Source organism: Massilia sp. GER05 (genome assembly GCF_052056005.1).
Taxonomy (GTDB): Bacteria; Pseudomonadota; Gammaproteobacteria; order Burkholderiales; family Burkholderiaceae_D; genus Telluria; species Telluria orientalis.
On the sequence record NZ_CP178858.1, the window covers coordinates 2,419,595 to 2,442,680 of the forward strand.

Here is a 23,086-nt window from a genome sequence, read left to right on the forward strand (position 1 = left end):
TCTTATGCAAAGTATAAAAAGATGGGAAAAAGTACTTGTCGGACCAGCTACTCCCCTAGAGGAAGCAGTGAACGTACTCGACAAGGGAGGACTGCGTATTGTAATCGTCGTTGACGAGAACAGGCGGTTGCTCGGTACTTTGACTGACGGCGATGTGCGCCGCGCCTTATTGCGTCATGTGCCTATGGATATTACCGTCAATATGGTAATGTGCCATACGCCACAGGTGGCTTATCCCGAATGGTCACGCGAGCATGTGCTTTCGATCATGGAAGCTACCCAGTTATTACAACTTCCTGTAATTAACGAAAATCGGATTGTAGTGGGTTTAGAAACCCTGCACGATTTACTCGATCACCGACAAATCGATAATCCCGTGTTTTTGATGGCTGGTGGTTTCGGTACACGCCTCTATCCATTAACTCAAGACTGCCCCAAACCCTTGCTGAAAGTTGGTGATAAGGCCATTCTCGAGCTTATTCTTGAGAGTTTCATTGAAGCCGGATTCAAGCGGTTTTACGTTTCTACTCACTATTTACCCTGGATGATTCAGGATCATTTTGGTGACGGAAGACGGTGGGGAGTAACTATTAAGTATGTGCACGAGGAAGCACCGCTGGGCACAGGCGGCGCGCTAGGCCTGCTACCGCATGACGAGATCAACTTACCATTGCTGATGATGAATGGTGATCTTCTCACTCGTGTCAACTATCGTGGTTTGCTCGATTTTCACAATGAGAATAACAGCATTGCGACCATGTGCGTACGTGAATACGAGCACAAGGTGCCGTATGGCGTAATAAGCAGCGACGGACACAGGGTCACTGGTATGGTCGAGAAGCCAACACAGCGTTTCTTTATCAATGCTGGTATATATATCCTTTCGCCAGAGTTAGTTCGCAGCGTCGAGCCTGGAACGCGAATTGACATGCCAACTTTGCTTGAAAATGCGATCGGATGCGGTAAAGAAGTCACAATGTTTCCGATGCACGAATATTGGCTTGACATCGGCCGCATCGAAGACTTCCATCGGGCTCAGGACGAGGTAGGTAAACTGTGAATAAGCATCTAGTCATCGGAAGCGGAAGCATTGCACGGCGCCATATCGTTAACTTGCGCGCGCTATTTCCTGCGGCGGAGATTAGTTGCGCGTCAGCGTCAGGAAGGGCGTTGGGAATTAACGAAACCGCCGCAAATTACCACTTTTCTCGAGTCGACGATGCGCTTGGGTGGGGGCCGGACATGGCAATAGTCGCTTCGCCGGCTCCTTTTCATTTGGAGCACGCTCTCGCCTGTCTGCGCCAAGGCATTCCGGTCCTGATTGAAAAGCCGCTTACGGATTCCTTTGCCAACTTTAAAAAACACGCCGCCGAGTTGGCTTCCTACTCTGGTTCTCTTGAAGTCGGCTATAACCTGCGTTATTTGCCATCCGCAACTCGGATGAAAGAGCTGATTGACCAGGGCACTATTGGTAAATTGCGATCGATTTCAATCGATCTTGGGCAATATCTGCCTGATTGGCGTCCCCAGAATGACTATCGCAAAAGCGTGTCGGCCAATCAAAGCATGGGAGGCGGTGTCTTACTTGAACTTAGTCACGAATTCGATTATTTGAACTGGATTTTCGGTAAATTCGATAGCGTTTACGGCATATTGTCGAACTCTGGGGCACTTGAAATTGACGTGGAGGACAGGGCTGATATCCTGCTATCACGTGTCGATGGCTTAGTCGCTCACCTGCATTTGGACTTTCTACAACGGCGGGCGACACGCCGCTGTAAAGTTGTCGGCGAAAATGGTAATCTCGTTTGGGACTTATTGGCAAATAATATTTCGTTGGAAGTCAAGGATAGTGTTTCCCATCTGTTCGATGATGCCAACTTTGATCGCAATCAAATGTATCAGAAGCAGTTATCGCATTTTTTCGCCGTCGCACAAGGTAATGCATTGCCAATGGTAGGTTTGGAGAACGCGGCTTATACCTTGGAAATGATCGAGGCAATTCGTACTTCGGCGGAGTTAAAGAGGCCGATACCATTGCAAGGATTTGAAAAATGACTACATATGCTTTTATTTTTGCAAGGGGAGGATCGAAAGGTCTTCCTGGTAAAAATATTAGAGAATTGGGCGGGATCCCGCTAATCGCCCACTCGATCTTGCTGGCGAAGCAGTTGCCGGCAATTGATGGCGTATTCGTATCTACCGATTGCGAAAATATAGCAACGGTCGCGCGAAATTATGGGGCAGATGTCATCATGCGGCCGCCGGAGTTGGCAACAGATTCAGCCCCAGAATGGCTTGCATGGCAGCACGCGATTAAACATATGTTCGCGAATGGCCGTCAATTCGATCTTTTCCTAAGCCTGCCGAGTACAAGTCCTTTGCGCTCGGCAGAGGACGTCAATAATTGTATCGAAAGCTTGGACAGTGAAACCGACATTGTAATTACAGTTACTCCAGCGGCGCGGAATCCATATTTCAATATGGTTGTACGCGACAATTTAAACGAAACCCGCATCGTCCTTGGAGCTGGTGGTACCGTACGCCGGCAAGATGCGCCAGAGGTATTTGATATTACCACGGTGGCATATGCGGCACGAACAGCATTCATTTTGAACCATGATAAAATATTTGATGGTCGGGTAAAGTCAGTGGTCATACCTAAATGCCGAGCGGTCGATATCGACGACGCGCTCGATTTTCAATTTGCAGAGTTACTGTATCAACATGCAGCCAATCCCCCTCAATAACAAGACTTTTTTAGTCGCCGGTGCCGCAGGCCTGATTGGCCGTGCAATTACCGCTAAACTGCTCGAAGCTGGTGCAAATGTTTGTGCTCTGGATGTCAGTATCGATATGCTGCGAGCCGTACAAAAGCACGAAGTTAATGATGGTCGCTTGATGTTGCTTGAGCTGGACATTACGAAGCGAGAGAAAATCCAAGAAATGTTTGTGTTAGTAAACGCACGTTTTGGAGGGATCGACGGCGCGGTTAATGCAGCTTATCCTCGGAATAAGAATTATGGCAGACATTTTTATGAGGTTGAGTTCGTAGACTTTCAAGAAAATGTCGGGCTGCATTTGGGCGCCTACTTCGTCTTTATGCAACAATGTGCCCTATATAGCGAAAAGAATAACGCATATTTTTCGCTAGTCAATTTGTCGTCAATCTATGGGGCGACCACTCCTAAATTCGATATTTATGAGGGCACCAACATGACGATGCCTGTTGAATATGCAGCTATCAAATCCGGGTTGCAATTGATTACGAGATACGCTAGCGCATACACAAGCAAGTATTTTCGCGCTAATTGTGTAAGTCCGGGTGGCATATTCGATGGGCAAAATCCGGCATTTCTTGAGAAATATCGTAACATTTGTCAATCGAAAGGAATGTTGGATTCGCAAGATATTATTGGCGCAATTGCCTTCCTGCTTTCGGATCATTCACGTTACGTCGTCGGCCAAAATATCATCGTTGACGACGGTTTCACTTTGTAATTTTTACGCATGCACACGATTATACGGGTACTAAAGACGATTTTTTTGCCGCATTTAGCTTCTGATGCTGAAAATAAATTTAACAAAGAGAACAGTCGGCACTGGGAGCCTTCAACCGGAACTCCGGGTGTCCTAATTGAGACGGCTCTTAGCACTCCGGCATCGTTGACTGAAAAATTTCTGATTGCAAAGCTTATCGAAAAAAAAACCGGCATGGCTAGCATAGTGCTGCTTAATAGCATATATCGTCAAGCAAGCAGTGCCTATGGCGTCGCTAGTTCGTTTGGAATGTCGAATTTTATTTGTTGGTGGCGTGGATATTTTAATTTTCTGCTTGTTTTGCGTTGCATCGCATCCACGTTGATTCTTATTCGGAACACTTCCAATGGGGAAGCGCTACTGGCATTGAAAATTAATGGGGTTCACATCGGTGACCTCGTTTATGATACTTTAATCCGCTACCGCCCTAACTGCTATACAGTTCGTGAATTACGATTTCGCGAACATTTTCGTCTTATTTTCAGAGCTATCTACAATTTCCATCGCGCATCGAAAATATTTGAGCGATATAACATAAAAGCTGTGGTGACCAGTCATACGGTCTATGCCGAGTTCGGTATCTTGTGTCGTATCGCCCATGCCAAAGGAGCGGTTGTATTCCTTAAAGATATGGACGTGTTTAGGGTCTACGAACAGAAATCAAGTATTTATGAACATTTCCTAAGAATTAACTCCGATGAGCTTTCGAGTGGTCTGGATAACCCGGAGGTTGTTAAGGCCGCCGATGAATATTTTGATCGTCGACTCGGCGGTAAAATTGACCAGGTGGATTTGAAGAACGCCTACACTAACAAGCGGATGTATGACAAGTCCGAGTTGCTTCGACTAGTCGGCGTCAAGGATGAAAAGAAGTGCGTTTTCGTGATGGCTCATGCATTTTCTGACGCGCCCCATGTCGGAGGGAAACTTGCCTTTGCTGATTATTATGTTTGGTTGCGTGAGACATTGAAGGCGTTATCGGAGAATAACAACGTTAATGTTTTTGTCAAGCCGCATCCTAGTTCTTATATGTGGGGTGAACGTGGAGCTGTCGAGACGCTTTTGGATGAAATTGGCGTAAAAAACGTGTACGTTACTCCGAAAGATCTAAATACCTTGAGCATTAGGAAGATCGCCGATTATGTGGTCACAGCGCGTGGAACTGCGGGGCTCGAGTATAGTGGCTTCGGACTTCCTGCGCTCACTTGCGGCGAAGGTTATTACTCGGGTTTCGGTGTTGCAATCGAGGCTAATTCGAGTGCGTCATACATCAAGCTACTTACTGAAATCACTGAGCTTGAACCGTTAGATGCGGCCGTCAGCCGTAAGGCGAGAGTGCTTCTCTATCTAACTTTCACAAAATTGTCCCGCTCTTCGATTGCACCTAGCCGTCATATTTATCCTGGGGATGATGCTAAAATTTTAATACCTCAACATTTCGAGGAAATGACATTTAAATTGCACGAACGGGGATCATATCAGGACGAGTTTTATGCAACGGTTACTGAGGCGATCTCACGTGCGTTTTAAAACCGTTAGTGGTTATTCATTATTGGCCTACTTCAATCAGGCGTGTAATGTAATCATCAATCTTTTTTTCATAAGAATACTGTCACTGCCGCTTCTTGGCGAAGTTGCTCTCGCAAAAGTTTGGATGCAACTAATGGACTATTCGCATCTTGGCTTTCGGTTTGCGCTTGATCGCTACGTGCCAGTTTGGGAAAAAGAAAGATCTGAACATCTGCTCTGGCTCTGCTTGGTTGTCACGAGTGCGGTGTCGACCGTCATCATCAGTACGGCCCTTGTTTTCACAGACAATCCCCTATTGATGGGGACATTTGTCGTATGGGGGTATTGTGTCTCAGTTGCAACAATCCTAAAGAATTATTACCGGGCATCCGGCGATAATAATCGGATGCTGTATACATACGCGATCTCGTCGACGCTCCCAATAGCAGTCCAGGCGACAACTGTAATTCTTTTCGGCTTTAAATGGTTTTTGTTTCTTACTGTTGCTACGTATTTCATTGCGACTGCATATCTCTTCAGCGACAAAAAGATCGTTAGCTCAGTTCGGAATATTGACTGGAAGAGTACTATTCAAAACGTTCGATCGTCAGCGTTGTACTTGTTGCTGAATTCTATCGTGATATTTCTGTCATTTTCAGTTGATCGACTGATGCTCAGCCATTTTTCTGGAAAGACGGTGCTCGGTGAGTATTCGGTCGTTCTCTTCGGATTTTCGCTCTTGCTTATCGTTCCAAGTACTCTGGCTGAGTTTGTTTTTCCAAAAATCGTTAGAAAGGCTGCTGATACAGGAAAAATTTACTTTCCAAGGGAAATCGTCGCTCTTTTAGTGCCAACAATAATCGCAGTGTTCGTTGCATGGATGGTAATTCCGGTTGCGATACCAGTCTTGACTAAATACGCAAACTTAACTGGATTAATGCAGCTAGTGACCGTTGGAATTATTCCATATGCCGTTACACCTATATTGTTTCACGTTATGAGTGCGCGAGACATGCGGCCCCAACTTCTGATGGCTGCGTGCTTGACTTTAATATTCTACAGTGCGATTTTGGCCTGGGGCGGGAAATATGCTACCCATATACTTGAATTTTTTACCGCAGCTAGAGCCGGCTACGGGTACTTGCTTCTGCTGATGTATTGTTTGTTTTTGATTCCACATAGGCAGACGACGCAATCATGAGTAGTTTTTTTCTGTTGATCGCTGGGTTGCTGACCTATTTTGGAGTTGCCCAACGTACTCGGAACATGTTCGCGCCATGCGCGCTAATGTGTCTCTTTTGGTTTGTCGCTGCTGCAATTGCGGATATGGCAAGTCTTAAAGATCCGTCGTTACAGCGCCCGTGGGAGTTGGAGACGTATGGGGCTATTTTTCTGAGCGGCCTTAGTGTATTCACCGTAGGATTCCTATGTGCCGTACCGAGCCGCCCTGGTCGATTTGTGTCCAACCCATCAATATGGTTTCGGCGCGTACTCAATGTTCTCTTTATATGCAGTATCGCGGCGGTAGCACTGCGACTATATCTGTTTGGATTTAGTCCGGAGAAATTACTCATGAGTATGGCTGGTGGAGACATCAAAGCGGAAAGATCAGATGCGATCCCTGGTGTTCACTATTTCGAAATTCTTACGCCATATCTATGTCTGTGTGCGCTTTATGAATTACATAGCGCGAGTAATCTATCGCCTTCGCGGCGAAGGGTGTTGAAATGGTACGCATTTTATGCAATTGCTCTCTACTGCGTAGTATTTAGTGCGTCGCGCGGTACGCTATTGATAGTGATCTCAGGTGCGATGTTTTTGTATGCACAGTCGGGCCGATTAAAGTCAATGCATCTTATATTTCTGGGCTGTGCAGTTGTCGCGTTAATGTCGGCTTTGTCTTTTCTTCGAATGTCCGCAGGAACAGTTGCCAATTCGTTTCTTGGAGATCAAGCTTTACAGACATTCTTTAGTCCGATATACACATATGTTGCGTTTAATTTCGAAAATCTAAATTCACTTATTAGATCTGATACATCGCATACCTATGTTTTTTATTCGTTGAAATTTTTGCTCTGGCCGTTTCTGAAGAATGATTATGAGAGCGGATTGATAAGATTAACAAATTTTGACACGTTATTTTTCAATGCTCGCACTTATTTATATCCTTTTTATCACGATCTGGGAATCTTTGGTTGCGTCCTTTATCCAGCATTAATCGCATTAGTGTTGGTGAAATTGCAAGGCTCTGCAAATCGCGATAAGTCTAAAATTTTGATGTTGATGGGTTTGCAGAAGCCCATATGGTTTGCTTTTTTTGGAAATTATTTTTTTGGTGAATTGGTGCTGCTGGTGCCCTTGATAGTTATGTATGTTCTGTCGTTTTTGTACCGATTTGGGAACGATGCGCAAACACGAATTTCGAGGCCGGCAGAATAGTTCGTTATATGGATATGAATGTGAAAATCGTTGTCGGCATCGATGCCTCGCGAAACCGGTCCGGTGGCGCTCGTGCGCATTTGATAGGAATAATCGAGAATTTTGATCCGGAGTTGTATGGCGTCCGAGAGGTTCATGTTTGGTCATATCAGGAATTGTTAAATGCGCTGCCCGAGCGAGCTTGGTTGCGTAAGCATAGTCCGCATGCGCTCAATCAGGGGCTGTTGGCGCAGCTGGTCTGGCAGCGATTTCAGCTCGATAAGGAAGCGAAGATAAACGGCTGTGACATCATGTTCGCTACGAGTGCGAGTACGCTGTCGAAATTTTCGCCGATGGTAGTCCTCAGCCAGGACATGCTTTCCTATGAAGATGGCGTAATGAGCTATTTCGGTCTTAGCAAGGCTCGGCTTCGGTTGCTGTTGATCTTATGGCTACAAAATGCTGCGTTCCGTCGCGCCGACGGCGTTATGTTCTTGACTCGATACGCCGCAAAGGTAATTCAGCAGTCTTGCGGGGCTTTGTCCAACATCGCATATGTCCCGCATGGAGTGGGCGATTCGTTCAGAAACATCGGAATGCGACGAAAGTGGCCCGTGGCAGGAGAGCCAATCGTGTGTACTTACGTGTCCAGTGCGGAGATGTATAAACATCAATGGCACGTTGTCGAGGCCATCGCGATACTACGTGAGCAGGGTCATAACTTGCGTTTGATCCTCATAGGCGGCGGACAAGGGAAGGCGCAGAAGCTGCTAACTGAGTCTATGCGTAGGTTTGATCCGACTGGTGCATTTGTTTCGCAAATAAAGTTCGTATCACAGCAGGAATTGCAAAGTTATCTTTCGAACTCCAATATCTTTGTTTTCGCATCAAGTTGTGAAAACTTGCCGGTAACTTTATTGGAGGGGATGGCGGCCGGTTTGCCAATTGCCTGTTCGGATCGCGGACCGATGCCGGAGGTTCTCGAAGATTCGGGAATTTACTTCGATCCCGAAAATCCTCCTTCAATTGCACGAGCCATAGAGCAACTGCTTGTCGACCCTAATGGCCGCGAGCAACTAGTTGATCGTGCCCGACGTCTAGCCGATAGTTATTCGTGGCGTGAATGTGCTGATGCTACTTTCAAATTCATTGTTGATACGTATTGGAATGGAAAACTCCGCCAGAAATCTTGGGCTTCCGAGAGGATAGGCTAGTCTATTTTCAGCGTGACAGCAGATATATGTTCGACAGAGTGAAACGAAAAAGCAGAAATAAGACTTAGAGCATAGAGCGTTTGGCTCTCGAGTGCACTAAATGTAGAAATATAGGACGGAATCATTTATGTTTTCAGGTAAAGTGTTATTGATCACGGGTGGAACTGGCTCGTTCGGCAATGCTGTGCTGGGTCGGTTTCTCGATACGGATATTTCGGAAATCCGAATTTTTAGCCGTGATGAAAAGAAGCAAGATGACATGCGCAAGCGCTATAACAACCCAAAACTTAAGTTTTATATTGGGGATGTTCGTGATGAGCGTAGCGTTGCTAGCGCAATGCGTGGCGTAGATTTCGTGTTCCACGCCGCAGCGCTAAAGCAAGTGCCGTCATGCGAATTCCACCCAATGCAGGCGGTGCATACCAATGTGTTGGGTACAGAGAACGTGTTGAATGCGGCGATTAATGCCGCCGTAAAACGTGTCGTATGTCTAAGCACCGACAAGGCAGTCTATCCAATTAACGCGATGGGTATAAGTAAAGCCATGATGGAGAAAGTCATGGTTGCAGCAAGCCGAAACCTCGAGGGCACTGGAACGGTGATTTGTGGCACTCGCTACGGTAATGTAATGGCATCGCGTGGTTCGGTGATTCCTCTGTTCGTACAGCAGGTCCAAGAACGGAAGCAGATCACGGTCACCGACCCATCGATGACCCGTTTCATGATGACGCTCGCCGATGCCGTCGATCTCGTTTTGTACGCGTTCGAGTACGGGAATAACGGTGACATTTTTGTGCAGAAAGCGCCGGCTGCCACGGTCGAGGTTCTCACGACCGCTATCCTTGAGCTGATGGATAAGCGCGAACATCCGGTAGCGGTGATCGGTTCGCGTCACGGTGAGAAGCTGTACGAGTCGTTGCTGAGCCGCGAAGAGCGTGCATGCTCGGAAGACATGGGCGACTACTTCCGTGTTCCGCCCGATGGCCGCGACCTGAACTACGCCAAGTTTGTCGAGGAAGGCGAGCAGCGTATCACGCAAGCTTTGCATGGCGAGGAATATAACTCACACAATACCACGCGACTCGACGTCGAAGGGATGAAGCAGTTGTTGCTCAAGCTGGATTTTATTCAACGCATCGTTCGCGGCGAGCCAGCGGAAATTGGAGAATAAGCCGATGAAGGTGCTGATTACCGGGGCGAACGGATTCGTAGGGAAAAACCTGCGTCAACACCTTGCCGAGCGTTCGGATGTCGAGGTCGTTTGCTTTACGCGCGACGATGACGTCTCCGCACTGCGTTCTAAATTGGAAGGCGTGGAATTCGTTTTTCACCTGGCTGGCGTGAATCGGCCGCAACATGCCGAAGAGTTCAAGACTGGCAACACGGACCTGACGGCCGAGCTTTCGGAAGCGGTATGTGATCTCGCAACGCGCACCGGCCGGAAGGTGCCGGTACTGTATGCATCTTCGGTCCAGGCGGAACTCGACAATCCCTACGGTGTCAGCAAACGAATGGCGGAGGAGGCTGTTCATGCAGCGTCGAAGCATGACATTCCGGTATTCATTTTTCGGTTACCAAATGTCTTTGGTAAATGGTGCCGCCCGAATTATAATTCCGTGGTGGCGACGTATTGCCACAATATTGCTTCCGGGTTGCCGATTCAGGTCAATGATCCAGCCGCAGTCCTTACTCTGGTGTATGTAGACGACGTTGTCGACGTTTTCGTACGAGCCATGGATGGCCAGTTCCCGGTCTTGGATGAGCAGGGATTTGCGAAAGTATCTCCCCGTTACACCATTACAGTTGGTGAGCTGGCAACTCAGCTGCAAGCCTTTCGTGACAGTCGCCACACCTTGATGACCGAACGGGTCGGCACGGGACTGGAGCGCGCCTTGTACTCGACCTATGTCAGCTATCTGCCGAAGGAATCGTTCTCCTATACCGTGCCGCAGCATGCTGACAAGCGTGGAGTCTTTGTGGAAATGCTGAAGACGCCGGACAGTGGGCAATTTTCCTACTTCACCGCGCACGCCGGCGTAACGCGGGGTGGTCATTATCACCACACGAAAACGGAAAAGTTCCTCGTCATTAAGGGACAAGCACGCTTCAGATTCCGGCACATGCAGACTGGCGAGACCTGGGAAATCCATACGAGTGGCGACAAACCTCAGATCGTCGAGACGGTTCCCGGCTGGACACATGACATCACGAATGTCGGAACCGACGAGCTGATCGCAATGTTATGGGCCAACGAGGTCTTCGACCGCTCCAAACCGGACACGTTTGCGTGTCCGTTGTGAAAAAATGATGAAAAAACTGAAAGTTGTAAGCGTGGTCGGTACCCGGCCGGAAATCATTCGCCTGTCACGTGTGCTGGCGGCACTGGATGCACATTGCGACCACGTGCTTGTGCACACGGGACAAAATTACGATTATGAGCTGAACCAGGTGTTCTTTGATGACCTGGGAGTACGTAAGCCGGACTATTTCCTGAACAGTGCAGCAGGCAGTACCGGCGCCGCCCATACGATCGGTAATCTCATCATCGCTGTGGACCAGGTGCTTGGCGAGGTCAATCCCGAAGCAATGCTCGTCCTGGGCGATACCAACAGCTGTCTTTCCGTGATTCCGGCCAAGCGGCGCAAGATACCGATTTTTCATATGGAAGCAGGCAATCGCTGCTTCGACCAGCGCGTTCCTGAAGAGACGAATCGCCGGATCGTGGATCACACCGCGGACATCAATCTCACTTACAGCACGATCGCGCGTGATTATCTGATGCGTGAGGGGTTGCCGCCGGATCAGGTCATCAAGACGGGCAGCCCGATGTATGAGGTGCTGTCGTATTACCGTCCCCGGATCGAGGCGTCCAATGTTCTCGAACGCCTGGAGCTGCAACCCGGGCAGTATTTCGTCGTCAGCGCACACCGCGAGGAAAACATCGAGTCGGAACGCAGCTTCAGCATGCTAGTTTCGGTGCTCAATGCGGTAGCGGAAGATCATGGCCTGCCTGTCATCGTATCCACGCATCCGCGCACCCAAAAGCGCGTCGACGCCACCGGCGCGGCGTTCCATCCCCAGGTGCGCCTGATGAAACCGTTGGGTTTTCACGACTATGTCAAGCTGCAGATGTCGGCAAGGGCCGTGCTCTCCGACAGTGGCACGATCAATGAAGAGTCGTCGATTCTGAATTTCCCAGCGCTGAATCTGCGCGAAGCCCATGAGCGGCCGGAGGGCATGGAAGAAGCGGCGGTCATGCTGGTCGGGCTGGAAGTCGACCGGGTGCGCCAAGGACTCGACATATTGGCCACGCAGCCACGCGGTGACGATAGGGCTTTGCGCCTGGTCGGTGATTACAGCATGCCGAACGTTTCGGAAAAAGTCGTGCGCATCGTGCACAGCTATACCGATTACGTTAACCGTGTGGTCTGGAAAAAGTATTAAAGGAATAAGTAGATGCGCATTGCGTTAATCGCCGACACTTTTCCGCCGTTTCGCACGTCCGGTGCGGTGCAATTGCGCGACCTGTCGCGCGAGCTCGTGCGCCAGGGGCATGAGTTGACGGTGCTGTTGCCATCGGCAGAACTCAAGCAAGCATGGTCTCTTGAAACCATGGATGGCGTCGAAGTGCTTCGACTGGCGGCGCCCAGGATCAAGGACATCTCTTATCTGCGTCGTACGATCGGCGAGTTTCTGATGCCGTTCGCCATGAAGCGGAATTTCCGGAAGAGCCCATTGGCGAACGTCAAATGGGACGGCGTCGTCTGGTATGCACCATCGATTTTTCACGGCCCGTTCGCGAAAGCCCTGAAGCGTGCGAGTGAATGCAAGGGATATCTGATCATTCGCGATATCTTTCCGGAGTGGGCCGTCGACATGGGCCTGATGGGGCGTGGCCTGCCATATCGATTCTTCGACATGGTCGCCCGCTATCAGTATTCGGTGGCTGATACGATCGGTGTGCAGACTCCCGGCAACCTCACTTACTTCAAGGATTGGACGACGCGTCCCGGCCGCTCACTGGAAGTCCTGCAGAACTGGCTCGGGCCGGCCGCAGGCATCGGATGTTCGATCAATGTATCGAAAACGTCCCTCCACGGGCGTAAAGTATTCGTTTATGCCGGCAATATGGGGATCGCCCAAGGCATGGATATTCTGCTCGACCTGGCTGCACGTCTGCGCAGCAGGAGCGACGTTGGGTTTCTTTTCGTTGGACGCGGCAGTGACGCAAAAAGGCTCGCCGCCGAGTCGGTTGCCCGTGGCCTGGACAATGTGTTGTTTCGGGATGAGATTCATCCGGACGAGATACCGGATCTGTATGCGCAGTGCCACGTCGGACTGGTGGCACTCGATTGCCGGCATAAGTCGCACAACATCCCTGGCAAGTTCTTGACGTATATGCAGAGTGGGCTGCCGGTATTGGCAAATATTAATCGCGGAAATGATCTGGCAGAGCTGATCCGGAGCGAAGAGGTGGGCGCGGTCAGTGAGGATAATTCTCTCGACACTCTGGCGGAACTCGCCGAGGACCTGATTGCGCGATTGGATTCGGATGCGGCATTCAAGTCGCGTTGCAAAGCTCTGTTTTCCCGTCAGTTTTCGGCGGAGGCGGCTGCACAGCAGGTCGTGGCTGCGCTTGGCGTTCATCAAAAGGAAACGCAGCGGCAATCCGCGTCGGCCGCGAAGTCGAACGAGGAATCGAAACTTTCGATACCACGTGTCTGAGTGGAATGTGAAATGGAATTAGTTCTACGTCGCGCTACCATTGAGGATGCTGAAGTTATTTTCGACTGGCGAAACGATCCAGTGACGAGACTGAGTAGCCACAATACGGAAGCGATTGATTTTTCCTCGCATGTTGCCTGGTTCCGCGCTACTCTCGAAAATCCCATGCGGCAGCTGTTGATTGCTGAAAAAGATGGCGCGCCGGTTGGAACTGTTCGAACTGACTACGATGCAAATGGTTCTGCCGAGTTATCCTGGACGATCGCGCCTGGAGCAAGAGGGCAAGGGATAGCAAAGCACATGGTCAAAGCCGTTGCAGATGAAGTCGCCAAAAAATGCGTCGTCAAAGCTGAAGTAAAGGTCGGAAATACGGCATCTGTCAAGGTGGCGGAAGCAGCCGGAATGCAGATGGCCAGGCAGGATGGCTTGCGTATAAGCAGCCGGCGTCGCGGACGCTTTTGGCGAGATTTCATTTAAGGAATGCAATGGTAATTGGCGGCAACATGGAAGGTCGGCACGACATCAAAGTTTTCTCTACATCGTGCCTTAACGGGCTTGTAAACGAGGCCGAGGCATCGGCTCGTCTTCGCCAGCATCGGAATATCCATAAGGATTACGCCGATCCGTGCCAGAGGTTGTTTAATGCCATCGGTATCGGCAGTTACATCCGCCCGCATCGTCATTTGCTGGATCCAAAAGTAGAAGACCTGTTTGCGGTAAAGGGAATGTTTGCCCTCGTGGTTTTCGACGATGCCGGGAACCCTTCGAATGTCGTCAAGTTCGGTACCGAGCGTTTTGGCGACGATATTGCGCCTGGGGTTGAACTGTCGCCCGGCACATGGCATACGGTCGTGGCGTTGACCGAGGCGGCCGTACTGCTGGAACTGAAGGGCGGGCCCTTCAACCCTAACGCGGCCAAAGAGCTGGCATCGTGGGCGCCGGAGGAAGGAACGCCACAGGCGCTGGATTACATGAAAGCGTTGCAAAAATTGATCGACGAATGGAGTCCGCGACCCGTAACTGGTTGAAGAGCTGGGTCGCGATCATCCATGAACGTGGAATCGGCATTCGTGATGAAATGCCGATTTCTGTTTCTAAGTCAGCCTTTTGGATAAAACTGTCACTCGTGTTGAAAAAGAATAGAAAAACGCTGAAGTATTCCTGGTGCGGTTATTTGATTTTTGGAGCCGTGAATGCGTTAGCGGCCACTCCAGGAACCCAGGGACAGTCGGGTTACATAAGTATGCCGAGCGCCTGGGTAGAGCGCGATGGTACGGTGTCCGTAGGCTACAGCTATGATCGGCCTTACGGCAGCTTTTGGACTTCCGCGACCATGCTGCCGTTCTTGCAGATGACTGGGCGCTATGTATCGATTAACGGTATCGCCGGTTTTACGGATGTCCCGGGCCAGTACGGCAGCAATTACGGCCGTTTCAAGGACAAGGTCATGGACGCCAAGCTGCGGTTGCTCAGCGAATCGGGCTGGCTGCCGGAGGTCGCCGTTGGAAGAACAGATTTGTTCGGTACTGAACTGTTCACCGGCGAATACATCGTCGCGTCGAAGACGTTCGGTAAGGCCCGGAATGTCGAGGCAAGTATCGGCTACGGCCATCGCCGGCCCGACGGGATATTTGCCGGCGTGCGTTGGGCGCCCCTGGCTGCGCCCGGTTGGGCTGTCGTGGCCGAGTACGATGCCAACGACTACAAGAAGGACTTTCGGGCGTCCCGCACTGCTGCCGGCAAACGCGAAAAAGGCCCCGCCGTCGGCCTCGAATACCGCTGGGGCTGGCTCGGCGCCCAGGTCGCCCGGCATCGCGACCATTTCAGTGCCAACGCCTATCTCAGCATCCCGTTCGGCGAACGCGAATTCGTCCCCAAGCTGTACGAACCTGCCCCGTTCGACCCGAAGCAGGCGCCGCCGCGCGTCACGGGCGAGGAATGGCAGCAGCAGCCCAGCCATGGCGCCGCGCTCGTGCAGGCGCTGATCAAGCAGGATTTCAAGAACGTCCGCGTCACGTTCGAAGACGGCACGCTGAAGCTGTCGTTGACGAACAGTCGCATCTCCAATCTCGGCCGCGCGGTCGGCCGTGCGGCGCGTACCGCGCTCGCCTTCGCGCCGCAGGGCACGCGCCGGATGCAAATCGCGTACACGAAACTGGAACAGCCCATCGCGACGTATGAATTTACCGATCTGCAGAGTCTGACTGACTATTTGACCGGGTTGTCGAATCGCGAAGCCTTCCTGCAGACCGTCATCGTGCGTTATGCCCAGCCGAGCGATCAGATCGGAGAGGACCAGCACGGCATGCTGGCTGCCGTCGCGAACGAGGGCGCCCTGCAGGTCCAGGTCGGTCAGGACGGCAACACAGTGCAGCTGGCATCGGAAGACCGCGAGGCGAACCGCTTCAAGGTGTATCCCAAGGTGTCGATGTTCTTCAACGACCCGAGCGGCGCCTTGCGCTACGAACTGTGGGCTGCAGGTACCTATGACCGCCGCCTGGCCCCGGGCCTGTTCCTGAACAGCGATTTCAAGCTCACCGTGTACGAGACCGTGTCGGGCGTCACGCAGGCGTCCAACAGCCTGTTGCCCCACGTGCGCTCGGACATCGCCGACTACAAGCGCGGCGGCCGTTTCAAGCTGAACCGGTTGATGCTCAACAAGTACATGATGCCGTCCGAACGGGTGTACGCGCGCGTCTCCGGCGGTCTGTACGAAGAGATGTTCCGCGGCATCGGCGGCCAGGTGTTGTACCTGCCGAAGGACAGCCGCTGGGCCGCCGACGTGAACGTCGACGCCCTGCAGCAGCGCGGCGTGAAAGGGTGGTTCGACAAGCGCGACTACCAGACCGTCAGCGGCTTCGCGTCCCTGCATTACAAGTTGCCGTACGACGTCACCGCGACGGCTCGCGCCGGCCGCTTCCTCGCCAAGGACAACGGCGTGCGCATGGAGTTCAAGCGGCGCTTCCCGTCCGGCGTGGAAATCGGCGCCTGGTACACGAAGACGAGCGGCAAGGACATCACGAATCCGGGCACGCCGTCGAACCCGTACAACGACAAGGGTATCTTCCTGTCGGTGCCGCTGAACATCATGCTGCTGTCCGACACGCAGACCACCGCAGGCGTGGCCCTGTCGCCATGGACGCGCGACGTCGGCCAGATGGTGGCGAGCCCGGGCGACCTGTACGACCTCGTCGAGCAGCCGCGCCGCGACATGAACACGTTCGACGGTCTCGGCAACTTCGCCGAGCGGCGCGACGAACAGAACCTCCCGGCCGTGAATCCGCCCGTGGACGCCATGCCGAACCCGTGGCCGCTGTTCCGCATGCGCGTGGAACAATCCGTCAAGTCGACGCCGACCCTGCCGCAATGGGGCAACGGCGCCATCATCGGCGGCGGCGCGATCCTGGCCAGCGCACTGCTCGACAAGCCGGTCGATCGTTTCATGAAGAAGCACCAGGGTTCCAGCGTCGCGCGGGCCTGGAACAATATTGGCAAGGCGACGCCGGTCGTCCTGGCAGGCGCCGCGGCCGGGGCCGTCGCGTTTGGCGATGCGCGCATGCAGAACATTGGTATCATCTCGCTCGAATCGGTCGTCGGGGCCGCGGCCCTGTCGATCGGGGCGAAGCATCTCGCCGGGCGTGCCCGGCCGATCGACGGGAAGGGACAGTGGGGCAAGGCCGCGGACAAGTCGAATGCGTCGTTCCCGTCCAATCACGCCAGCGTGGCGTTCGCGGCAGTAACGCCGTTCGCCCAGGAATACGATGCCCCATGGCTGTACGGGCTGGCCGCCGCCGGCTCGCTGGGCCGCACGGCCGGACGCCAGCACTGGGTCTCCGACGTCGTGGCCGGCGGCGTCCTCGGCATGGCCGTGGGCGGCTGGCTGTGGCAGGCGCAGCGCGACAATGTGCGTTCGAGCTTCGCCGTGACGCCGGGCACGAATTCCGTTAGCGTGGCGTGGTTCGGGACTTATTGATAAAATGTAATCTTTGATCGCGCGGTGGCACCGGATATCCGGGCCGGCCAACCTGGCGCTCGACCGGCCCGTGCGGATCTGTCAACCGGGGAGTGACTATATGATTTTGACGACAGGCGGCGCCGGCTTCATCGGCAGTAATTTCGTGCTGGACTGGTGCGCCTTGACCGACGAGCCGGTCATCAACCTCGACAAGCTGACGTATGCCGGCAACCTCGAGAACCTGGCCAGCCTGCGCGACAACCCCGGGCACATCTTCGTGCAGGGCGACATCGGCGACGTGGACCTCGTGCGGCGCCTGCTGCAGGAACACCAGCCGCGCGCCGTCGTGAACTTCGCGGCCGAGAGCCACGTGGACCGCAGCATCCACGGCCCGGGCGAATTCATCCAGACGAACATCGTCGGCACCTTCCACCTGCTCGAAGCCGTGCGCGAATACTGGAGCGCGCTGCCGGACGACCGCAAGGCCGCGTTCCGCTTCCTGCACGTGTCGACCGACGAGGTCTACGGCTCGCTCGGCAAGGACGACGCCGCGTTCCGCGAGACGAACCGCTACGAACCGAACAGCCCGTATTCCGCCAGCAAGGCGGCCAGCGACCACCTCGTGCGCGCCTATCACCACACGTATGGCCTGCCGGTGCTGACCACCAATTGCTCTAACAACTATGGGCCTTACCACTTCCCGGAAAAGCTGATCCCGCTGTGTATCCACAATGCACTGGCCGGCAAGCCGCTGCCGATCTACGGCGACGGCCAGCAGATCCGCGACTGGCTGTACGTGAAGGATCACTGCTCGGCTATCCGGCGCGTGCTCGAAGGGGGCCAGCTGGGCGAGGTCTACAACGTCGGCGGCTGGAACGAGAAGGCCAACCTCGACGTCGTCAAGACGCTGTGCGCGATCCTCGACGAACTGAGCCCACGCGCGGACGGCCAGTCGTACGCGACCCAGATCACCTTCGTTACCGACCGCCCCGGCCATGACCGCCGCTACGCGATCGATGCGACCAGGCTGGAGCGCGAGCTGGGCTGGAAGCCGGCCGAGACGTTCGAGACGGGCATCCGCAAGACGGTGCAGTGGTACCTCGACAACCAGGAATGGGTGCAGCACGTGACGAGCGGCAGCTACCGCGCCTGGGTCGGCCAACAATACGGTGCCTGAAATGAAGATTCTCCTGACCGGCAAGAACGGCCAGCTCGGCTTCGAACTGCAGCGCGCGCTGGCGCCGCTCGGCGAAGTCATCGCCGTCGGCACGCAGGATTGCAACCTGGCCGACGCCGACGCCGACGCGCTGCGCGCGCTGGTGCGCCGCGTCGCGCCGGACGTGATCGTCAATCCGGCGGCGTACACGGCCGTCGACAAGGCCGAGTCCGACGAAGCGACGGCCCGTGCCGTCAACGCCGTGGCCCCGGCCATCCTGGGCGAGGAAGGCGCGAAGCTGGGCGCGCTCGTGCTGCATTACTCGACGGACTACGTGTTCGACGGCACGAAGCAGGGCGCCTATACGGAAAACGATGCGCCGGCGCCGCAGAGCGTCTACGGCCGCACGAAGCTCGAAGGCGAACAAGGCCTGGCGGCCGCCAATCCGCGCCACTTGATCCTGCGCACGAGCTGGGTCGTGGGCGCGCACGGCGGCAATTTTGCCAAGACGATGCTGCGCCTGGCGGGCGAGCGCGAGAAGCTCACCGTCGTCGCCGACCAGTTCGGTGCCCCGACGCCGGCCGCGCTGCTGGCCGACCTCAGTGCCCACCTCGTGCGCGAGCATGCGCGCGCGCGCGGCACCGGCTTCCCCTATGGCACGTATCACGTCGCGGCGGGTGGCGAGACGAGCTGGCACGGCTATGCGCAATTCGTGATCGGCGAGGCGCTGGCGGCCGGTAAAAATCTCAAAGCCAGCGTGGATGCCGTCGCGCCGCTGGCCACCGAACAGTATCCGACGCCGGCCAGACGCCCCCTCAATTCGCGGCTCGATACGACCCGCTTCCGCACGACGTTCGACCTGCGCCTGCCGCCGTGGCAGGAAGGCGTGCGCCACGTGCTCCGGCAAATCCTGTAAGAGGCAGCCATGTCCCAAATCAAGCGTAAAGGCATCATCCTGGCCGGCGGTTCCGGCACGCGGCTGTATCCGGTGACCCAGGCCGTCAGCAAGCAGCTGATGCCGGTCTACGACAAGCCGATGATCTACTACCCGCTCAGCACCTTGATGCTGACTGGCATCCGCGACGTGCTCGTCATCAGCACGCCGCAGGACACGCCCCGTTTTGCCGACCTGCTCGGCGACGGCAGCCGCTGGGGCATGAGCATCCAGTATGCCGTCCAGCCGTCGCCGGACGGCCTGGCCCAGGCCTTCATCATCGGCAAGGATTTCGTGGGCAACGACCCGAGCGCGCTCGTCTTGGGCGACAACATCTTTTACGGTCACGACCTTGTAAAACAACTGCACAGCGCCAACGAACGCACCGACAGCGCCACCGTGTTCGCCTACCACGTGCAGGATCCCGAGCGCTACGGTGTCGTCGAGTTCGATGCGGACCACCGTGCCCTGAGCATCGAGGAAAAGCCGAAGGCGCCGAAATCGTCGTATGCCGTGACCGGCCTGTACTTCTACGACAACGACGTGTGCAACGTGGCGGCCGACATCAAGCCGTCGGCGCGCGGCGAGCTGGAGATCACCGACGTCAACCGCTGCTACCTCGAGCGCGACAAGCTGAACGTCGAGATCATGGGCCGCGGCTTTGCCTGGCTCGACACCGGCACGCACGACAGCCTGCTGGAGGCGGCCAGCTTCATCGCGACCTTGCAGAAGCGGCAGGGCCTGCAGGTGGCGTGCCCGGAAGAGATCGCCTACCGCCAGGGCTGGATCGACGCCGCCGCGCTGCAGAAGCTCGCCGCACCGCTGGCCAAGAACGGCTACGGCAATTATCTTTTGAACCTGTTGAAATAGTCCGCCCATGCCATATACCGTTACCCCGACCGCCATTCCAGACGTCCTGATGCTGGAGCCGAAAGTCTTCGGCGACGCGCGCGGCTTCTTTTACGAAAGCTTCAATGCGCGCGACTTTGCCCAGGCCACCGGCGTCGACGCCCAGTTCGTGCAGGACAACCATAGCAAGTCGGCCAAGGGGGTATTGCGCGGACTGCATTACCAGATCCAGCATGCCCAGGGCAAGCTGGTGCGGGTGGTGCGGGGCAGCGTGTTCGACGTCGCGGTCGATCTGCGCAAGTCGTCGCCGACTTTCGGCCGCTGGGTGGGCGTGGAGCTGAGCGGGGACAATCATCGCCAACTGTGGGTGCCGCCGGGCTTCGCGCACGGCTTCGTCGTCCTGAGCGAATCCGCCGAATTCCTGTACAAGACGACGGATTACTGGTATCCGGAGCATGAGCGCAGCCTGTCGTGGAACGATCCGGCCATCGGCATCGGCTGGCCCATCGATTTCGCGCCGCAGCTGGCGGCCAAGGATCAGGCCGGGAAACTGCTCGCGCAAGCCGAAGTGTTCGACTGAGCGCGGGGCAGTACCTGCCAAAGAAAACGGCCGCTGTTGCGGCCGTTTTTCTTGCAGTGCCCAAACCGGAACGCGCACGCGTTCCAGATCGTAGGGTGGGCGGCCTCCGCCCACGCATAACATCAACGCGACTCGTACGTCACGACTCGTACGTCACGCGTGGGCACGGGGTGCCCACCCTACGGGTCCTTCTGAACTGAACGGCATTACGCTGTTCCGGCGTGGATCAGTGGTGCGTCGTGGTCGAGTGGTTCGTGGTCGAACCGTTGTCCGACGAAGCGACGGCCACGGCGGCGACAGCGGCGCCAATCGCGGCCACGGTGCCGACCGACAGACCAGCGATCGCGGTCGTGCCCATGAAGCCCGTACCCGTTGCGGCGGTGCCCGCGGTACCGGCAGCGGAGCCGGTGCCTGCGGCGGAGCCCGAGGCAGTGCCAGTCTGGCCGGTAGCGGCAGTGTTACCCGCGTTGGCGGTTGCGGCTTCTTGAGCCAGGACCTGGGCCGACAGCAGGCTCAGAATGGCGGTCGTGACGAGAAATTTCTTCATTTCGTATCCTTTGTTCGATTAACGGGGCACCTGCGCATGGCAATGTTGCTTGACTCATTATATAGCAAGCCAACATTGCTTTGATTCATCAAATGCCGGTTTTATGGCTAGCTCAGCCGAAAATGTCATCTTTTTTCGACATAAGCAATTTGCAATTTTGACAGATAGTGGAACACATTCCTATCACTTTTACCGAGTGTGTTGTGTGTTCACATTGGTATGCCCGTAGAAGAATGCACATCGTAAACACGATATGCAGGCTGTTTGCCGTCCTTCTTTTTCTCTAGGTCTGCGGCAACATCTGGAATAATGCCAGCCTGAACCAAAGTAACGGAGTGCGGGATGGCGGAAGACAGCGACGCGGAACGGACCGAACCAGCGTCAGAGAAGCGGCTGAGGCAGGCGCGCGAAGACGGCGACATTCCCCGTTCGCGCGAAGTTGCGACTTTTACCGTTTTGATGACGGCCGGCGCCGGCATGTGGATGCTGGGCGGCGGGCTCGTCAACACGCTGTCGTCCGTGCTGGAGCGCGGGCTGTCGCTCGACCGCGAGCAGATCTACAACCCGAACGTGCTGGTCGAACGCATTCTCGCCGACGTCGTTCGCGTGCTGCTGGCCTGCCTGCCGCTGGCGGGCGCCGTCATGCTCATGATGCTGGCGGCGCCCCTGCTGATCGGCGGCTGGAATTTCAGCGCCAAGGCGTTCACGCCCAATTTCGGCAAGCTCAATCCGATGCGCGGCCTGGGCAACATGGTGTCGACCAATGCGCTCGTCGAGCTGCTGAAGGCCGTCGCCAAGACGCTGCTCGTCGGCGCGGTCGGTTGGTTCGTCGTGATGAGCCAGAAGGATGCCGTGATCGGCCTCGTCGTCGAACCGTTCGGTACGGCCGCGCCGCACCTGGGCAGCATCCTCGCCAAGGCATTCCTGACCATGGTCGGCGCGCTGGGCGCAATCGCCATCCTCGACGGTCCGTACCAGATGTGGCATTACGCCGACAAGCTCAAGATGACGCGCCAGGAAGTGATCCAGGAATCGAAGGAATCGGACGGCAACCCGCAGATCAAGGGCAAGATCCGCCAGATGCAGCGCGAGATGGCGCAGAAGCGCATGATGTCCAACGTCCCGACCGCCGACGTGGTCGTGACCAACCCGACCCACTTCGCCGTCGCGCTCAAGTACGCGGACGGGCAGCGGGGCGCGCCGCGCGTCGTGGCCAAGGGTACCGACGAGGTCGCGGCGAAGATCCGCGAGATCGCGAAGGAAAACAAGGTCGCGCTGCTGGAAGCGCCGGCCCTGGCGCGTGCGCTGTACAAGCACACGGAAATCGACGACGAGATTCCGGAAGCGCTGTACTCGGCCGTGGCCGAAGTGCTGGCCTACGTCTTCCAGCTGCGCGCCTACAGCAAGGGCACGCTCGACCAGTATCCGGACCGTCCGAAGAAACTGCCGGTTCCGCCGGAAATGGACCCGTTCAACCCCGCGTCGCAGAAGCCGGGTACCGATGCGGGAGCCGGTACGCCGCACTGATCACGCCGGCACATCGCATGCGTCACGCGTGGGCGGAGGGCCGCCCACCCTACGGCCGGCATGGCGGACACCCCGCGTAGGGTGGGCACCCCGTGCCCACGCGAAAGCCAGCACGGTAGGGTGGTCACCCCG

At 55.0% G+C, this 23,086-nt stretch carries 21 protein-coding genes; 20 read left to right on the forward strand and 1 reads right to left on the reverse strand.

Annotated features, from left to right (window positions below):
• Positions 1-4: 4 nt before the first annotated feature.
• From ACL58G_RS10815 to rfbC, 19 genes are all read left to right on the forward strand, one after another.
• Positions 5-1,060: a nucleotidyltransferase family protein gene (locus ACL58G_RS10815; RefSeq protein WP_440966794.1), complete on the forward strand. Its 1,056-nt coding sequence runs from the start codon at positions 5-7 to the stop codon at positions 1,058-1,060.
• Positions 1,057-2,058 carry a Gfo/Idh/MocA family protein gene (locus tag ACL58G_RS10820; RefSeq protein ID WP_440966796.1) on the forward strand — a complete coding sequence of 334 codons (1,002 nt, stop codon included), beginning with the start codon at positions 1,057-1,059 and terminating at the stop codon, positions 2,056-2,058. Before ACL58G_RS10815 ends, ACL58G_RS10820 begins: the two co-directional genes overlap by 4 nt.
• Positions 2,055-2,750 (forward strand): acylneuraminate cytidylyltransferase family protein, encoded by a 696-nt coding sequence (locus tag ACL58G_RS10825; protein WP_440966798.1) that lies wholly within the window; start codon positions 2,055-2,057, stop codon positions 2,748-2,750. Before ACL58G_RS10820 ends, ACL58G_RS10825 begins: the two co-directional genes overlap by 4 nt.
• Positions 2,728-3,501 (forward strand): oxidoreductase, encoded by a 774-nt coding sequence (locus tag ACL58G_RS10830; protein ID WP_440966800.1) that lies wholly within the window; start codon positions 2,728-2,730, stop codon positions 3,499-3,501. The genes ACL58G_RS10825 and ACL58G_RS10830 overlap by 23 nt, the downstream gene beginning before the upstream one ends.
• Positions 3,502-3,546: 45 nt before the next feature.
• Entirely contained in the window at positions 3,547-5,070 is a 1,524-nt protein-coding gene (locus tag ACL58G_RS10835; RefSeq protein WP_440966802.1) for a capsular polysaccharide export protein, LipB/KpsS family, read from the forward strand.
• On the forward strand, positions 5,060-6,250 hold the full coding sequence (locus ACL58G_RS10840) for a hypothetical protein (protein WP_440966804.1): 1,191 nt from the start codon (positions 5,060-5,062) through the stop codon (positions 6,248-6,250). The genes ACL58G_RS10835 and ACL58G_RS10840 overlap by 11 nt, the downstream gene beginning before the upstream one ends.
• Entirely contained in the window at positions 6,247-7,488 is a 1,242-nt protein-coding gene (locus ACL58G_RS10845; RefSeq protein WP_440966805.1) for an O-antigen polymerase, read from the forward strand. The genes ACL58G_RS10840 and ACL58G_RS10845 overlap by 4 nt, the downstream gene beginning before the upstream one ends.
• Before the next feature lie 20 nt (positions 7,489-7,508).
• Complete coding sequence (locus tag ACL58G_RS10850) at positions 7,509-8,681, forward strand: glycosyltransferase family 4 protein (protein WP_440966807.1); 1,173 nt, start codon at positions 7,509-7,511, stop codon at positions 8,679-8,681.
• Positions 8,682-8,808: 127 nt separating this feature from the next.
• A complete protein-coding gene (locus tag ACL58G_RS10855; protein ID WP_440966809.1) occupies positions 8,809-9,852 on the forward strand; it encodes a polysaccharide biosynthesis protein in 1,044 nt (347 codons plus the stop codon).
• 4 nt (positions 9,853-9,856) lie between these two features.
• The gene (wbjC, locus tag ACL58G_RS10860) at positions 9,857-10,981 is read left to right on the forward strand and encodes a UDP-2-acetamido-2,6-beta-L-arabino-hexul-4-ose reductase (protein WP_440966811.1); all 1,125 of its coding nucleotides are present in this window, start codon (positions 9,857-9,859) and stop codon (positions 10,979-10,981) included.
• Positions 10,982-10,988: 7 nt separating this feature from the next.
• A complete protein-coding gene (gene wecB, locus ACL58G_RS10865; protein WP_440966813.1) occupies positions 10,989-12,125 on the forward strand; it encodes a non-hydrolyzing UDP-N-acetylglucosamine 2-epimerase in 1,137 nt (378 codons plus the stop codon).
• A gap of 12 nt (positions 12,126-12,137) precedes the next feature.
• Positions 12,138-13,406, forward strand: a complete 1,269-nt coding sequence (locus ACL58G_RS10870) for a glycosyltransferase family 4 protein (protein WP_440966815.1) — start codon at positions 12,138-12,140, stop codon at positions 13,404-13,406.
• Between the two features lie 12 nt (positions 13,407-13,418).
• Entirely contained in the window at positions 13,419-13,883 is a 465-nt protein-coding gene (locus ACL58G_RS10875) for a GNAT family N-acetyltransferase (protein WP_440966817.1), read from the forward strand.
• 26 nt (positions 13,884-13,909) lie between these two features.
• A complete protein-coding gene (locus ACL58G_RS10880) occupies positions 13,910-14,434 on the forward strand; it encodes a WbuC family cupin fold metalloprotein (RefSeq protein ID WP_440966818.1) in 525 nt (174 codons plus the stop codon).
• A gap of 161 nt (positions 14,435-14,595) precedes the next feature.
• Positions 14,596-17,379: a YjbH domain-containing protein gene (locus tag ACL58G_RS10885; RefSeq protein ID WP_440966820.1), complete on the forward strand. Its 2,784-nt coding sequence runs from the start codon at positions 14,596-14,598 to the stop codon at positions 17,377-17,379.
• A gap of 100 nt (positions 17,380-17,479) precedes the next feature.
• Complete coding sequence (gene rfbB / locus ACL58G_RS10890; RefSeq protein WP_440966822.1) at positions 17,480-18,538, forward strand: dTDP-glucose 4,6-dehydratase; 1,059 nt, start codon at positions 17,480-17,482, stop codon at positions 18,536-18,538.
• Between the two features lies 1 nt (position 18,539).
• The gene (rfbD, locus tag ACL58G_RS10895) at positions 18,540-19,433 is read left to right on the forward strand and encodes a dTDP-4-dehydrorhamnose reductase (protein WP_440966824.1); all 894 of its coding nucleotides are present in this window, start codon (positions 18,540-18,542) and stop codon (positions 19,431-19,433) included.
• Positions 19,434-19,451: 18 nt separating this feature from the next.
• A complete protein-coding gene (gene rfbA, locus ACL58G_RS10900; RefSeq protein WP_440968004.1) occupies positions 19,452-20,321 on the forward strand; it encodes a glucose-1-phosphate thymidylyltransferase RfbA in 870 nt (289 codons plus the stop codon).
• Between the two features lie 7 nt (positions 20,322-20,328).
• Positions 20,329-20,880 carry a dTDP-4-dehydrorhamnose 3,5-epimerase gene (gene rfbC, locus ACL58G_RS10905; protein WP_440966826.1) on the forward strand — a complete coding sequence of 184 codons (552 nt, stop codon included), beginning with the start codon at positions 20,329-20,331 and terminating at the stop codon, positions 20,878-20,880.
• A gap of 226 nt (positions 20,881-21,106) precedes the next feature.
• Here the strand turns inward: rfbC and ACL58G_RS10910 are convergent, their stop codons facing one another.
• A complete protein-coding gene (locus ACL58G_RS10910) occupies positions 21,107-21,427 on the reverse strand; it encodes a hypothetical protein (protein ID WP_413383255.1) in 321 nt (106 codons plus the stop codon).
• Between the two features lie 342 nt (positions 21,428-21,769).
• Between ACL58G_RS10910 and flhB the strand changes: the two genes are divergently transcribed.
• Positions 21,770-22,954, forward strand: coding sequence for a flagellar biosynthesis protein FlhB (flhB, locus tag ACL58G_RS10915; protein ID WP_440966828.1), 1,185 nt, complete (start codon positions 21,770-21,772; stop codon positions 22,952-22,954).
• Positions 22,955-23,086 lie beyond the last annotated feature (132 nt).